The 14,544-nt window shown below is 40.6% G+C and carries 13 protein-coding genes; 6 read left to right on the forward strand and 7 right to left on the reverse strand.

Annotated features, from left to right (window positions below; genetic code table 11):
- The first annotated feature begins 91 nt into the window (after positions 1 to 91).
- The 4 genes from KSX81_RS24000 to KSX81_RS24015 all read left to right on the forward strand — a co-directional run bounded on the left by KSX81_RS24000 (position 92) and on the right by KSX81_RS24015 (position 2,257).
- Positions 92 to 526 (forward strand): copper resistance protein NlpE, encoded by a 435-nt coding sequence (locus KSX81_RS24000; protein ID WP_004295893.1) that lies wholly within the window; start codon positions 92 to 94, stop codon positions 524 to 526.
- Positions 527 to 616: 90 nt separating this feature from the next.
- On the forward strand, positions 617 to 1,066 hold the full coding sequence (locus tag KSX81_RS24005; protein ID WP_004295892.1) for a DoxX family protein: 450 nt from the start codon (positions 617 to 619) through the stop codon (positions 1,064 to 1,066).
- Between the two features lie 93 nt (positions 1,067 to 1,159).
- On the forward strand, positions 1,160 to 1,711 hold the full coding sequence (locus tag KSX81_RS24010; protein WP_004295891.1) for a DUF3332 domain-containing protein: 552 nt from the start codon (positions 1,160 to 1,162) through the stop codon (positions 1,709 to 1,711).
- A 93-nt stretch (positions 1,712 to 1,804) separates the two neighbouring features.
- On the forward strand, positions 1,805 to 2,257 hold the full coding sequence (locus KSX81_RS24015) for a hypothetical protein (protein ID WP_004295890.1): 453 nt from the start codon (positions 1,805 to 1,807) through the stop codon (positions 2,255 to 2,257).
- Here the strand turns inward: KSX81_RS24015 and KSX81_RS24020 are convergent.
- Positions 2,211 to 4,520: a BamA/TamA family outer membrane protein gene (locus tag KSX81_RS24020; protein ID WP_149944210.1), complete on the reverse strand. Its 2,310-nt coding sequence runs from the start codon at positions 4,518 to 4,520 to the stop codon at positions 2,211 to 2,213. The genes KSX81_RS24015 and KSX81_RS24020 overlap by 47 nt on opposite strands.
- Positions 4,521 to 4,662: 142 nt before the next feature.
- Here KSX81_RS24020 and KSX81_RS24025 point away from each other — a divergent pair, with 142 nt between their 5' ends.
- Positions 4,663 to 5,427 (forward strand): TrmH family RNA methyltransferase, encoded by a 765-nt coding sequence (locus tag KSX81_RS24025; RefSeq protein WP_217726011.1) that lies wholly within the window; start codon positions 4,663 to 4,665, stop codon positions 5,425 to 5,427.
- Here KSX81_RS24025 and KSX81_RS24030 read toward each other — a convergent pair.
- From KSX81_RS24030 to ileS, 5 genes are all read right to left on the reverse strand, one after another.
- Positions 5,378 to 5,764 (reverse strand): hypothetical protein, encoded by a 387-nt coding sequence (locus KSX81_RS24030; protein ID WP_004303301.1) that lies wholly within the window; start codon positions 5,762 to 5,764, stop codon positions 5,378 to 5,380. The two genes, KSX81_RS24025 and KSX81_RS24030, sit on opposite strands and share 50 nt — an antisense overlap.
- A 5-nt stretch (positions 5,765 to 5,769) precedes the next feature.
- Entirely contained in the window at positions 5,770 to 6,846 is a 1,077-nt protein-coding gene (locus tag KSX81_RS24035; protein ID WP_074704616.1) for a DUF4296 domain-containing protein, read from the reverse strand.
- Positions 6,836 to 7,492, reverse strand: coding sequence for a lipoprotein signal peptidase (locus KSX81_RS24040; protein WP_004295884.1), 657 nt, complete (start codon positions 7,490 to 7,492; stop codon positions 6,836 to 6,838). Before KSX81_RS24040 ends, KSX81_RS24035 begins: the two co-directional genes overlap by 11 nt.
- 97 nt (positions 7,493 to 7,589) lie before the next feature.
- On the reverse strand, positions 7,590 to 7,970 hold the full coding sequence (locus KSX81_RS24045; protein ID WP_004295883.1) for a TraR/DksA family transcriptional regulator: 381 nt from the start codon (positions 7,968 to 7,970) through the stop codon (positions 7,590 to 7,592).
- A gap of 35 nt (positions 7,971 to 8,005) precedes the next feature.
- Positions 8,006 to 11,494: an isoleucine--tRNA ligase gene (ileS, locus tag KSX81_RS24050; RefSeq protein WP_217726010.1), complete on the reverse strand. Its 3,489-nt coding sequence runs from the start codon at positions 11,492 to 11,494 to the stop codon at positions 8,006 to 8,008.
- Positions 11,495 to 11,704: 210 nt separating this feature from the next.
- Here ileS and KSX81_RS24055 point away from each other — a divergent pair, with 210 nt between their 5' ends.
- Entirely contained in the window at positions 11,705 to 12,754 is a 1,050-nt protein-coding gene (locus KSX81_RS24055; protein ID WP_004295881.1) for a DUF2776 domain-containing protein, read from the forward strand.
- A gap of 98 nt (positions 12,755 to 12,852) precedes the next feature.
- Here KSX81_RS24055 and KSX81_RS24060 read toward each other — a convergent pair whose 3' ends face one another.
- Positions 12,853 to 14,391, reverse strand: coding sequence for a carbon-nitrogen hydrolase family protein (locus tag KSX81_RS24060; RefSeq protein WP_004295880.1), 1,539 nt, complete (start codon positions 14,389 to 14,391; stop codon positions 12,853 to 12,855).
- Positions 14,392 to 14,544: the final 153 nt, after the last annotated feature.

Below are 14,544 nucleotides of genomic sequence, written 5' to 3' on the forward strand. Positions count from 1 at the left end.
GTTCGTTTCTTTTTACTATAAAGATTCCATTTTAAATTTATACCTTTACGTCCAATATACTCAATTAGACTAACTAATAGAAACAATAATTATGAAGAAAATTTTCATTTTAGTATGTTCATGTGCTCTTTTGGCAGCATGCAACAATAGCGCGAAAACAAACAAGAGTGCCGGTGCAGACAGTACTTCAATCGAAGTAACCGATATCCATAATGCGGAAAATTCACTTGATTACGAAGGAACTTATAAAGGAGTTTTCCCCGCTGCCGATTGTCCGGGTATTGAAACAACCCTGACATTAAATCCGGACAAAACATTCAGCCTCCATTCCGTATATATCGATAGAGACAGCTCATTTGACGAAAAAGGTACATATACTTTAAAAGACAACCTATTGACTCTTAATGAAGAAGGCGGAGAACTTTCTTATTATAAAGTAGAAGAAAATCATTTACGCAAACTAACAATGGATAAACAAGAAATAACCGGAGAACTTGCAGACCATTATGTTTTAAATAAGGAATAAGGTCCAAACAAATTTTGCTATCAATAGAGAACAAATTCAATATTTTTTATGTTTATATAAATAGATATAAACTTAAAAATAGAACAACTTATGATTTATAGTTTTTTATTTCCCACAAAATCGAATACAACGAAAGTATCTTTGTTGCTATTGGCTGTCCGGATCATCTTCGGTATATTATTAATGAACCACGGTATCCAGAAATGGAGTAACTTCCAGGAGATGTCAGCAGTATTTCCTGATCCGCTTGGAATAGGAAGTCCCCTATCTCTCGGATTAGCAATTTTTGGCGAACTCGTATGTTCGATGGCATTTATCATCGGATTCCTGTATCGCTTGGCAATGATCCCGATGATTTTCACAATGATAGTAGCCTTCTTTGTTGTTCATGCTAATGACGTATTTGCGGTTAAAGAGCTAGCTTTCATCTATTTAGTTGTATTTATATTGATGTATATTGCCGGTCCCGGTAAATTTTCAATAGACCATATCATAGGAAACGAATTGTCACGGCGGAAGTCAAGAGTATACAAAAATTAGAAATAACAGCCCCGATTAATTAAAAAATATTATATTTGCATACACATAAGAGAGAAATTATCAATATTTTTTATTAATCAAAAACATTTTAACATGAAAAGAGGAAAACTGACTTTAGTCGCAGTAGTACTTAGTGGTAGCTTATTATTCAGTTCTTGTGTAGGATCATTTGGTTTATTCAACCGCCTGTCTTCCTGGAATCAATCAGTTGGAAACAAGTTTGTAAACGAACTCGTATTCCTTGCTTTCAACATTGTTCCGGTTTATGGTGTAGCTTACCTGGCTGATGCTTTAGTTATCAACTCAATCGAATTCTGGAGTGGCTCCAATCCGATGGCTAATGTAGGTGACGTAAAGAAAGTAAAAGGAGAAAACGGCAACTACATGGTGAAAACTCTTGAGAATGGATATTCCATTACTAAAGAGGGCGAAACTGCTTCAATGGACCTGATCTACAACAAAGAAGCCAACACATGGAATGTCGTTGCAAACGGTGAAAGCGCTGAATTAGTAAAAATGAACAATGATGGCACTGCTGATTTGTTCTTGCCAAATGGCGAAAAGATGAATGTAACGCTGGATGCTCAAGGCATGCTGGCAGCACGCCAGGCTACAATGAGCAATTTTATGTTTGCCGCCCGCTAAAAATAAAAACAAATACGAAGGAGATGAAACATCATATAGGAGTTTCATCTCCTTTTTCAATCTTATCTTCTTCTATCAAGAATCTTTTGTACTATGAATAAACTACATACACTTATCTATTCTGTTCTAATCTTCACCTGTCTATCTTGTCAGCAACAGACTCCTCAAACTCAAATAGAACAGACAGCCATAGATTTCTGTGAAGCCTTTTATAATTTCAATTATCCGGTCGCCAAAGAATGGAGCACGCCTTCTTCTCAATCTTATCTTAGTTTCTTAGCATCTAATGTCGGGCAACCCCATCTGGAGCAACTTAAGACACGAGGCGCTGCAAAAGTTTCTGTTATTTCAAGTGAGATAGATGCTAATTTAGAAGAAGCGTCGGTTGTCTGCCAAATCAAAAATGCATTCGTCATTCATCCCATCGGAGGAAAAATGGAATACGTAAGTTCCCTGCAAGATACGCTCGAATTAGTAAGAGTAAATAATAAATGGCTGATTAGAAAGGATATCCCACAGCAAAATGGAAAGCAAAGTCACGACTGAATTTAGGATGAATGATGGGGAAATGCTCTTTCCTCGTTTCATAGGCAGGATTGACAGCTTTCATACCTCCGTCAAAACGCAAAATAAAGAAATCCAAATCCAGGCGGAGACCTAATCCGTAGGCCACTGCTATTTGCTTATAAAACCTATCAAACTTGAAAACCCCTCCCGGTTGATTGGCATAACTCCGGATGGTCCAGATATTACCAGCATCAATAAATACCGCCCCCTGAAACTTCCAGAATAACTTGCTTCGGTATTCAATACTGGCATCCAGTTTAATATCTCCGGATTGATCGAGCAAATTCCCATTTCCTGCAAAAGAGCCCGGTCCCAAATCGCGAACACTCCATCCGCGGACACTATTGGCTCCACCAGAGAAATATTGTTTCTCAAACGGAATAGTCTTCGCATTTCCATAAGGTACAGCTATTCCCACACCAGCATGAAACGCAAAAGAGTTACGATAATCGATTCTGATATTCTTAGCAAAATCAAACTCCCCTTTCAGATATTGAGCATAAGGAATTCCCAGAATAGCGTATTCACCATTACTGTTCTTCCGAATGTTTGCAGCCTTTGACAGAGCATACATTACATTTCCCGCCGATTCGAAATTAAAACGGATGGAGTATGAATTAGAAGCAATCGTATTATTGATAATCGATCCTCCCACGCTATTATAATTATAGCTATATCCCATATTTATAATCAGTCGATCCTGATAATTATACTGGAATATATGGTTCTGTCCTTTATTTATATAGTCTTCTTTAAACCTTTCAGAGATACGGGGCAAATAAAGGAAAGCAATATTTATCAAATCAATACGGTGTTGTATCTTCTGACGTTGTGTCCACTTGTAACTCCAGTTAGCAGAAGCCATCGTACGCAAGAACTCCGGTCGCAACTGATAATTATACTGTAAACCAAACTCTGTTGTAGCCCTGATTTTCCGTTTAAAATCAGAGGAAATGAAAGGGAACAGAAAATTAGGGAAGTTGATACTCGTTTCCACCCCGTACTCTGTATAGTTATTATTCGAATAACCTGCCTGAAGTCCGGAAATGACTTCATACGCTCCACGGAATTTTATCATAAAAGTTTCCGATCCGCGAAAAAGGTTCCTGTTTTGAAAAGAGACGGAAGCAGCCGCTCCCAAGTCACCGGCAGAATTAGTTCCCTCTACCTCGAAAGCCACTGATTTATGTTTGCTCTTGGTCAGCATCACATAGCAATCGAGCATCGTTGAATCTCCTATTTGAGTCTCAATAAAACGGATATTCGTATATTTCAATGCCGATAAACGTCCAAAACTGGAATAGGTCTGCTGCACATCGCGCTCATTATACAGATCACCGGAAGCAAACCGAAGGTTATCCGTAAGAACTTTAGGACGCAAATAGAGTTTATCCTTATAGTAAATCGGATATCCCTTATAATGTACCGAATCATTGATGTCCACACTGCTCATTGCCGAGGACTGCAAAACATCATAATCCGTAATAAAATTAATCTTATTGATCCAATATTGCCGATGTGCTCTTGCAGAATCATTCGCATGAGCTTTATACATCTGCAAATGTTGAGTCAGATCTACATTATAAGTATTACGAACGGTATCGGCAGTATATCCGATATAATCCTTATTAAACTTATAGTAACCATTCCGAAGTAACTTATTCGTGATACGTTGCCTGTCCGCATCCAATACATTCACATCAAAATACATTCCTTCCTTCAGCAAACTTCTGGCAGAATCCTGTTTGAGAAGCGCAGCTATTTTAGGATCATAAATATCATATTTGATAGATTGAACAACGTATGGCTTGCCTGCCGTTACGTCATAATATACTTTGATCTTTTTCTTTTTTACTTTGGTCGAACGTTTCACTGTTGCCGCCATATATCCCATATTATGCACAGCCTTAGTGATTTCTTCTTCAGAACGTTGCGCTTCGTCCTCGCTATATATTACGGGAGCATCCCCTATTCTTCTCAAGAACTTATTCCCCCATTTGGTCGAATCACGCCCCGACAGATTGTATACATAAAGTTGGGTCTTTATCAGACTGAACCACTTGGCATTAGGATTTTGGCGAACATACATGCGCAAGGAAGAAGGCCGTATATTTTTTTGGTCCGTACGAATTTTGACTTCATCCAGCAAATAAGATCCATCCGGCACAAACTTAGTGGTAGTACACGAAGCAAGTGACAAGACAGCAGCAGAAGCAAGCAAATAAAGAAAATTTCTCCTCATACGGTTTTACATCGATAGCATGAAAAATGCGCTTACAAAGATAAATTATATTTTCTGACGGGGAAAATAATTTAAGAAAAAGAGAGGAAAGTAAGGATAGATTGGAAATATCTTTATAGCTTTGCAAAAGAATATCAAATCTATGGCATCATTAAGTAAAAACAAAATAAAGTTTATCCACTCGCTGGAACTGAAGAAAATACGTAAAGAAGAGCGGGTATTTCTGGCTGAAGGTCCTAAATTGGTAGGTGATTTACTCGGACATTTTCCCTGTCGTTTTTTAGCAGCCACTCCCTTCTGGCTTCAGGAGCATCCGAGTATTGACGCAAGTGAACTGGTAGAAGTTTCACAAGAAGATCTTTCACGGGCCAGTTTATTGAAAACTCCCCAACAGGTACTTGCCATTTTCGAACAACCACAATATACTTTGGATCCGGAAGCAGTCCGCCAATCACTTTGCCTTGCATTGGACGATGTACAAGATCCCGGAAATCTGGGTACCATTATCCGTCTGGCCGACTGGTTTGGCATCGAACATATTATCTGCTCGCAGAATACGGTAGATGTATATAACCCTAAGACCATACAAGCCACTATGGGTGGAATTGCCCGGGTGAAAGTACATTATACTTCCCTCCCCGATTTTATCCGGTCGCTCGGAGATACTCCTGTGTTCGGTACGTTCCTGGATGGAAAAAATATGTATGAACAACCATTAACGGCCAATGGCTTGATCGTAATGGGAAATGAAGGGAATGGCATAGGGAAAGAGGTAGCCACATTAATCAATAGAAAATTATATATCCCCAATTATCCGGCAGGCCAAGAGACATCCGAGTCTCTGAATGTAGCCATTGCTACCGCAGTAATCTGTGCCGAGTTCCGTCGACAGGCTGCATGGAAGTAAAATCAAAAGGATAAAATAAATAAGGAAATAAAGCTTCCCCCTTCTTTTCTGCTTCCTGCAGATACTCATTAAAACATTGGGAAGATTGATTCGAAACACTGGGAAGATTAATTTGAAACACTGGGATGTTTTTTAAAATCATCCCAGTGTTTTTTATTTCTTCCATCTGACTTTCAGAAAGCAGCACAATCACTCCCGGCATCCATTCAACCGATTCAATCTCTTCGGTCAATGGGAACACACCTCGGACAACTCCTTCGTCAGTGATCTCCACTACCTGCTGCTTCATATATCCGACGGCAGGTATCAGCAAATAATGAGAAGCAAAACGTTTCATTACAATCAGTTGTTTGAACGTCTTTGTTGCTGCTTCCTGCGTTGATTCATCTGGCGTTCTTTTCTTTGCTCTATCCGTTCCTTTTGGATATGCTGTTCCACCTGAATCTGCTCCGGCTTCTTCTCACGATGAGTTCCCGTACGACGACGGTTCATCTCTTCCGGTGTCAGACGCTGCATGTCATCTTTATTCTTGTCTATGACCTTATGTAAAGAGTCGGTATTTTCTTTAGTAGCTATCTTCTTCAAAGAATCTGCTTTCAATGCTTCTATCTTATTCAAAGAATCGCGTACAGCAAATGCGAGCGTATCCGTACAATGATAACGAGTCATCATGAAACGGTCGGCCAATACTGCCCCGCCTTTTTCCTGGCTATCCATCGGATAATAAATGAAACCTTTTATTTCTTTCATCGAACCTAATGTGTCTGCAAACAAACGAATTTGTTGCACACCCGGTTCAGTCACCGTTTTCCAATGATTGATCGTATCTTTCTCATAAATCACCTGCATAGCCATAGTGACACCTCTTAAAGAGTCGGCAAGCATCGGCTCCAGAAAACGATACCGCACTTCCCATACCAGTGTATCCCGGTCTTTGTAGTTAGAGTCGGTCGGCAAAGTAAATACATATTGATTATCCATCATTTCACCGGTCAAACGTACCATACGCTGCCACGGCCAGACATCGATGCTATCACCCTGCTTGGTCATTTTCGGTTTCTTATCACGCTTGGCTATCAGGTCGCCAACAAGTTCCTGTTCGTCTTTCAAGCGTTTTTTCACCTTATCATAAATTTTCGATAAAATCTCTGTGTTACGGGTATACCAAACCATGGATGAGTCAAATGCAGCTTGTGTAGTCCCGTATTTCTTGAAAACGGCGTCGATATACAATGCTTTCTTATAGTTCTCACTATAAGGCAAATTATCTCCCATAGACTTTGCCACATGATAATCATACAGCAAATTCTCCATCTTCGATTCCGAGATTACATCACTGGGTCTTTTCACTTTACATCCGGCTACCGCAAACACGAACATGCAGATGAGACACAGATGAAACCGAAATTTATTTTTCATGATCCGTAGCTTCCTTTTTATCTTTATCCAGCGAATGATAAGACTCATTCAAATATTTACTATAAAAGAGTAACAAGGCAATGATACCGCAACTGATAGCGGCATCCGCAAAATTAAAGATCGGACTAAAGAATATAAAATGCTCTCCACCTACAAACGGCATCCATGTAGGCCAGTTTGTATCTATAATCGGAAAGTAAAACATATCCACCACTTTTCCGTAAAACCAAGTAGAATATCCACCACCTTCGGGCATGAAACTGGCAATCTGCGAATGAGTGCTTTCATTGAAAATAACTCCATAGAACACGCTATCTATGATGTTCCCCAAAGCACCGGTCAGGATAAGAGCCACACAGACGATATAACCAGTTTTGAACCCTTTCTTTATGATTTTATAGAGATACCACCCTATCAATGCTACTGCAACAATGCGGAATGTTGTCAGGAATAACTTGCCGAAGATTTCCATACCGAAAGCCATCCCGTTGTTTTCGGTGAAATAGATATAAAACCAATCGGTCACACGTATACTTTCATGCCAGTACATGTGAGTTTTAATCCAGACCTTGATGATCTGGTCAATAATCAATACGGAAAAGATAACGAGAAGGGCAATTCTCCCCTTCGTGAATAGTTTCTTCATGTGTTTATTATAAGTTAAACATAACGAGCTACAAGTGCCGTGCGTAAACTTTGCGCAGCTACTTGTAGCTCGTTACCTGTAGCCTACTTGCTATCTGTTATTTTTTACCACTGTTCTTTGCTTCAATGCTTAATGTAGCATGAGGAACAGCACGCAAACGTTCTGCCGGAATCAACTTTCCGGTTTCACGGCAAATGCCGTACGTTTTATTCTCAATACGTACCAAAGCAGCTTGTAATCCTTGGATAAACTTCAGCTGACGTTGTGCCAATCGGGTCGTTTCTTCCTTGGAGAGCGTATTAGCTCCTTCTTCCAATACTTTATACGTAGGAGATGTATCGTCGGTATCATTACCGTCCAGTCCCATCAAACTTTTCTTCAACTGTTCATAGTCACGTTGTGCCAATTCTAGCTTCTCCATAATAATGGCACGGAATTCCTCGAGTTCCGCATCCGAATATCTAGTCTTTTCTGCCATAACTTTACAATTTTAAAAGGTTAATCAATATAGTATTAGTCTTTTATCACGTTCACAAACAATGAGAAGTCGTCAAACTCCAGCATTGTTCCGTCTTTCACTTCATCTACAAGTTCAAGAGATGTGCCTAAAACCTGGTTACAAATATAAGTATTATATTCATTTACCGCATCATCTGTTTGCGTATTTTTCGAGATTGTTATTTTTATTTTGTCTGTAATCTCGAAGCCGCTTGACTTACGTATATTCTGAATACGGTTCACCAGTTCACGAGCAATACCCTCGCGACGCAGTTCTTCGGTAATAGTCACTTCAAGCGCTACTGTCAGTTTGCCTTCATTGGCAACCAACCATCCCGGAATATCTTCACTAAAGATCTCGACATCTGATGCTTCAATAACAGCTTCCGCACCATCCAGGTTTAATGTATACTTTCCGTTTTTCTCCAATTCACCGATGGCTTCCTGTGACATTTCTGCAACAGCAGCAGCTACTGCTTTCATTTGCTTGCCAAATTTCGGGCCTAGCTTTTTAAAGTCACATTTCACTTTTTTCACCAATACACCGGCTGCACCATCAACGAATCTGACTTCTTTTACGTTCACTTCATTCATAATCAGGTTCTTCACAGCTTCGATATGAGCTTTCTGCTCTTCATCTACCACCGGAACCATGATACATTGCAGCGGTTGGCGTACCTTGATATTCACCTTGCGGCGCAATGCCAACACCATAGATGTAACATCCTGTGCCATTTGCATACGGGCTTCCAGTTCCTTGTCTATCATTTCTTCCTGATATTTCGGGAATTCGGCAAGATGGACAGAAACTACATTGTCGCGTCCTGTTGCTGTAATCAAGTCAGTATACAGACGGTCTGCATAGAACGGAGATACAGGAGCCATCAGTTTGGCAACTGTTTCGAGACAAGTGTACAATGTCTGATAAGCAGACAATTTATCCTGTGTAAATTCACCACCCCAGAAACGTTTACGATTCAGGCGAACATACCAGTTGGACAAATTATCATTCACAAAATCAGAAATCAAACGTCCTGCCTTTGTCGGTTCATATTCATTATAGCATGTATCTACCTCCTTTATTAATGTATTCAATACAGACAAAATCCAGCGGTCGATCTCCGGACGTTCTGCCATCGGTACATCCGCTTCTTTATACTCAAATCCGTCTACATTCGCATAAAGCGCAAAGAATGAATACGTATTATATAAGGTACCGAAGAATTTACGGCGAACCTCTTCCACTCCTTCAACGTCAAATTTCAGGTTATCCCACGGAGAAGAATTGGTAATCATGTACCAACGCAACGGGTCGGAACCATACTTTTCAATCGTAGTAAACGGATCGACAGCGTTATTCAAACGCTTAGACATCTTGTTACCGTTCTTATCGAGTACCAGACCGTTAGAAATAACAGCCTTGTATGACACACTGTCAAATACCATCGTAGCGATAGCATGCAAGGTAAAGAACCAACCACGAGTCTGGTCTACTCCTTCTGCGATAAAGTCAGCCGGATATACCTGACGGTTATCCAACAGTTCTTTATTTTCGAACGGATAATGGATCTGCGCGTATGGCATAGCACCCGAATCGAACCATACATCAATCAAGTCTGATTCACGCTTCATCGGTTTGCCGTCTTTCGATACTAATATGACGTCGTCTACATAAGGACGATGAAGATCAATCTTATCATAATTTTCTTCCGAATATTGACCCGGCACGAAACCTTTATCCTTGTATGGATTGGATTTCATAAATCCGGCAGCTACCGATTTCTCGATTTCATTATAAAGTTCTTCTACAGATTCGATGCATATCTCATCCGTATTATCTTCTGTACGCCAGATAGGTAATGGAGTACCCCAATAACGAGAACGGCTAAGGTTCCAGTCATTCAGATTTTCCAGCCACTTGCCAAAACGGCCGGTTCCGGTAGATTCCGGTTTCCAGTTGATGGTTTTATTCAATTCCATCATTCGCTCCTTGCAAGCGGTAGAACGGATAAACCAGCTATCCAACGGATAATAAAGCACCGGTTTGTCTGTACGCCAGCAGTGCGGATAGTTGTGGACATGCTTTTCTATCTTGAAAGCCTTGTTGTCTGCTTTCATCATCATGGCAATGACAATATCCAAAGATTCGGCAGCTTGCGCAGCTTTCTCATCGTATTTGCCATCCACCATAAATTGAGGATCATAAGCATTTTTCACCCATGCACCCTGATATTCTTTGTATTTATCTACATCAACACATTCTTTTACGAAATTCTCATCCAGCTCATTCAACAGATAGAATTTACCAGTTAAATCCACCATCGGGCGAGTTTCGCCTTTCTTATTAATCATGAAAAGTGACGGGGTTCCTGCAGCACGTGCCACATTCGCATCATCCGCACCAAATGTAGGTGCAATGTGAACGATACCTGTACCATCTTCTGTAGTAACATAATCACCCGGTATCACACGGAAAGCCTTATCACTAGGCTTCCAGTTGCCATCTTCAGATACCTCAACCGGTTTCACCCAAGGAATCAACTGCTCATATTCCATACCAACAAGATCAGTGCCTTTGTATTCGGCAATCACTTTAAATGGTACAAGTTTATCTCCGGCTTTGTAGTCCTCCAATTTCAGATCAGCAGCTTTTGCATTGAAGTGTACATTCAATAAAGCTTTTGCCAGAACAACCGTGATAGGTTCTCCGGTATAAGCGTTGTAAGACTGTACAGCCACATAGTCAATTTTGGGTCCCACACAAAGAGCCGTATTTGAAGGCAATGTCCATGGAGTAGTTGTCCAGGCGATAAAATAAGGAGTTCCCCATTCCGTCATTTCCGGTTTAGGATTCTTCATTTTAAATTGAGCAACGGCCGTTGTATCTTTTACATCCCGATAACAGCCTGGTTGATTCAACTCATGTGAGCTCAATCCTGTTCCTGCAGCCGGTGAATATGGTTGGATCGTATATCCTTTATACAACAATCCTTTTTTATGCAGTTGCTTCAATAGCCACCATAATGTCTCAATATAGCGATTATCATACGTGATATAAGGGTGCTTCATATCCACCCAATATCCCATCCGATGAGTCAGGTCTTCCCACTCCTTGGTATATTTCATCACGTCTTTCCGACAAGCCGCATTGTAGTCGGCAACAGAGATTTTCTTACCAATATCTTCTTTTGTGATACCTAATGCCTTTTCTACACTTAGTTCCACAGGCAGTCCGTGCGTATCCCATCCGGCTTTACGCTTCACCTGATAACCCTTCATCGTTTTGTAGCGACAGAAAATGTCCTTAATGGTACGAGCCATTACATGGTGAATACCCGGCATACCATTAGCCGAGGGAGGTCCTTCGAAAAACACGAACGAAGGACAGCCATCACGTTCTGTCATACTCTTGGCGAAAACCTGGTTCTCGTCCCATTTCTTCAGCACATCTTTGTTCACCTGCGAAAGGTCAAACTGCGAATATTCAGTAAATCTCTTACCCATAGCTGTCTACGATTTTACTATTTACAATTTACAATTTGAGGGGTATCCCCATTTTTAAGGGTGCAAATTTACAAAAACATTTGTTTAGTTGAGCAAAAAGCTAGGACTTTTAATCGGATTCGTGTGAAGTTAACGATTATAAACCGCCTACAGCCTAAACAAAACAGGTATCTCCTTGTTTTAGTGGGAAACCTAAAAGCACTTTAACTTATGAATTACGGTATTAGCATTTTATTCAGAGCAATCCCTTTGGCGATGGCTATTTTTTGCTTCGGATACGGAGCGTTTATTTATGGTTATGGAGATGACGGGAGTCGTGTTGTGGCCGGTCCTGTTGTGTTTTCACTCGGTATGATATGCATTGCACTGTTTTGCACGGCTGCCACTATCATCCGGCAAATCATACATACTTATAATAAATCGGCCAAATACGTTTTGCCGATCATAGGCTATCTGGCAGCCATCATTACTATTATTGGAGGTATCTGCATTTTCAGTAATGCCACTTCCACCTCTGCATTTGTTGCAGGACACGTTATCACCGGCGTTGGATTTATTACCACTTGTGTAGCTACCGCCGCCACCTCTTCTACCCGCTTCTCTTTAATTCCGAGGAATTCAAAAGCGACAAGTAATGAAGTTCCGGAAGGAGCTTTTTCCCTTAATCAGAGACGGGCATTGGTCATTGTTGCCATCATCGTTTCGCTGATCGCATGGATATGGGCATTTGTATTATTGGGCAACAGTCATTCTCATCCTGCTTATTTTGTGGCGGGGCATGTAATGGTCGGTCTGGCATGTATTTGTACCAGTTTGATTGCACTGGTAGCTACCATAGCACGCCAGATACGTAATGATTATTCAGAAAAAGAACGGAATAAATGGCCGAAACTGGTTTTATTAATGGGATCTATCTCTTTTGTATGGGGATTATTCGTTATTTTGGCAGATTCCGGAAGTGCAAACGGTACCACCGGATATATTATGCTCGGGTTGGGGTTAGTATGTTACAGTATTTCCAGCAAAGTAATCCTGCTGGCTAAGATATGGAGGCAAGAGTTCAAATTAGCCAACCGTATTCCTATGATTCCGGTATTAACGGCATTAACTTGTCTGTTTCTGGCGGCTTTTGTATTCGAGCTTGCCACTATACATGCTGATTATTTCATTCCGGCACGTGTTTTGGTAGGTCTCGGAGCTATTTGCTTTACGCTGTTTTCTATCGTTAGTATATTGGAGAGTGGCACGTCATCCAAATAAAAAAGTATTCTATCAAAAGGGCGTCACTATATGCCCCGGATAGTGACGCTATCCAAGGCATATAGTGACGCTATCCGGACAGCATAGCGTCACTCTTTTTATTTCTTGTATCTCACCTCATACAGGTCATTCCTGCGGTCTTTCAAGTTGCGTACACTACCATAAGTATGCAACTCGTTCAGCAAATCCAAGTCAACATCCGATACCAAAATCATTTCGGTGTTAGGAGTTGCCTCCGCCCTCTTTCCGTCTGTTGGAAAAGCAAAGTCGCATGGGGTAAACACACCCGATTGGGCATATTGAATATCCATATTGTGCACACGGGGAAGATTTCCGACACTTCCGGCAATGACTACAAAACATTCATTCTCGATGGCACGTGCCTGCGCACAAACACGAACACGGGAATAGGCATTCTGGGTATCCGTCAGGAAAGGAACAAATAATATCTGCATCCCCTGATCTGCCATCAGGCGGGAAAGTTCGGGGAACTCGACATCATAGCAGATCAAAACCCCAATCTTTGCACAGTCCGTATCAAAAGTATTCAGAAGTTTGCCACCATTAAGTCCCCAACTTTTTATTTCATCGGGAGTGACGTGTAATTTTTCATACATTTCGTAGGTTCCATCCCGTCGGCAAAGGAAACCTACATTATAAAGCAATCCATCCTCTTTTACGTATGGCATACTCCCGGTTATAATGTTGATATTATAGCTAATAGCCAGATTCATAAACCGTTCCCGAATTTCATCCGTATACTTTGCCAATCCGCGAATAGCCTGCGATTCTCCTTTATCGTTATACTTCGACATCAAAGGAGCATTGAAATATTCCGGGAAAAGAACAAAATCACTTTTATAATCGGATACTGCGTCCACAAAGAATTCTACTTGTTCGAACAGGTCATCCAACGTTTTATAACTACGCATCTGCCATTGCACCAGTCCTACACGAACCGTAGTTTTGGGACTGATATATTCCTGTGTAGGTGGCTGATAATAGATATTATCCCACTGGAGCAAACAAGCATAATGTTTTGATTCTTCATCATTTGGCAGATAATTAGTCATTACCTTACGAACGTGAAAGTCATTCGACAACTGGAAAGTAAGTACCGGATCATAAATCTCGCGTTGACGTACCCGTTCAATATATTCTTTCGGACGCATTTTGTCAGCATATTTATGATAATTCGGGATACGTCCGCCAAACATGATCGCTTTCAGATTCAATGTTTCGCAAAGCTCCTTACGATATTCATACATACGACGTGCGAGACGCAAACCACGATAGCCCGGGTGGATGAATACTTCAATGCCATACAGGATATTTCCTTTGGGATTATGTGTATTAAATGTTTCCTTACCCGTAACCTGTGCATACGTATGGTCGTTCTTTACTTTATCATAATCAACAATAATAGAAAGAGCACAACCAACTATTTTATCGTCAACGACTGTGACGATCTGACCCTCCGGAAAGATTTTAATCAACTTCTGTATCTGCTCACGAGTCCAAAACACATCGCTACCGTCAGAATAAACACGGGTAAACGATTGGGATAGTTGTACATAATCTTCTATTTGCAGATTGCGTATCTGCACTTTATTAATTTTTATCGGATGTTGTTCCATAACAATACGTGTTTTTATATAAAGACTGTGCAAAGGTACTGTTTATCTTTATACATTGTCATTGCAAAATTAAAAATGCATTATACTTAATTTTAATACATGCTTCAGAAATGGCTACAGTGCTTTAACATCACATAATTTTCATACAGATTC

Origin of the sequence: Bacteroides sp. MSK.18.37 (assembly GCF_019129155.2) — a bacterium.
In the GTDB taxonomy this organism is placed as follows: domain Bacteria; phylum Bacteroidota; class Bacteroidia; order Bacteroidales; family Bacteroidaceae; genus Bacteroides; species Bacteroides ovatus.

Bases quoted from the DNA above. Each gene is read 5' to 3' on its own strand.
- KSX81_RS24000 (WP_004295893.1), top strand. From the start codon at position 92: ATGAAGAAAATTTTCATTTTAGTATGTTCATGTGCTCTTTTGGCAGCA.
- KSX81_RS24055 (WP_004295881.1), top strand. From the start codon at position 11,705: ATGAATTACGGTATTAGCATTTTATTCAGAGCAATCCCTTTGGCGATG.
- ileS (WP_217726010.1), bottom strand. From the start codon at position 11,494: ATGGGTAAGAGATTTACTGAATATTCGCAGTTTGACCTTTCGCAGGTG.
- KSX81_RS24015 (WP_004295890.1), top strand. From the start codon at position 1,805: ATGAATAAACTACATACACTTATCTATTCTGTTCTAATCTTCACCTGT.
- KSX81_RS24045 (WP_004295883.1), bottom strand. From the start codon at position 7,970: ATGGCAGAAAAGACTAGATATTCGGATGCGGAACTCGAGGAATTCCGT.
- KSX81_RS24025 (WP_217726011.1), top strand. From the start codon at position 4,663: ATGGCATCATTAAGTAAAAACAAAATAAAGTTTATCCACTCGCTGGAA.
- KSX81_RS24010 (WP_004295891.1), top strand. From the start codon at position 1,160: ATGAAAAGAGGAAAACTGACTTTAGTCGCAGTAGTACTTAGTGGTAGC.
- KSX81_RS24020 (WP_149944210.1), bottom strand. From the start codon at position 4,520: ATGAGGAGAAATTTTCTTTATTTGCTTGCTTCTGCTGCTGTCTTGTCA.
- KSX81_RS24030 (WP_004303301.1), bottom strand. From the start codon at position 5,764: ATGAAACGTTTTGCTTCTCATTATTTGCTGATACCTGCCGTCGGATAT.
- KSX81_RS24035 (WP_074704616.1), bottom strand. From the start codon at position 6,846: ATGAAAAATAAATTTCGGTTTCATCTGTGTCTCATCTGCATGTTCGTG.
- KSX81_RS24005 (WP_004295892.1), top strand. From the start codon at position 617: ATGATTTATAGTTTTTTATTTCCCACAAAATCGAATACAACGAAAGTA.
- KSX81_RS24040 (WP_004295884.1), bottom strand. From the start codon at position 7,492: ATGAAGAAACTATTCACGAAGGGGAGAATTGCCCTTCTCGTTATCTTT.
- KSX81_RS24060 (WP_004295880.1), bottom strand. From the start codon at position 14,391: ATGGAACAACATCCGATAAAAATTAATAAAGTGCAGATACGCAATCTG.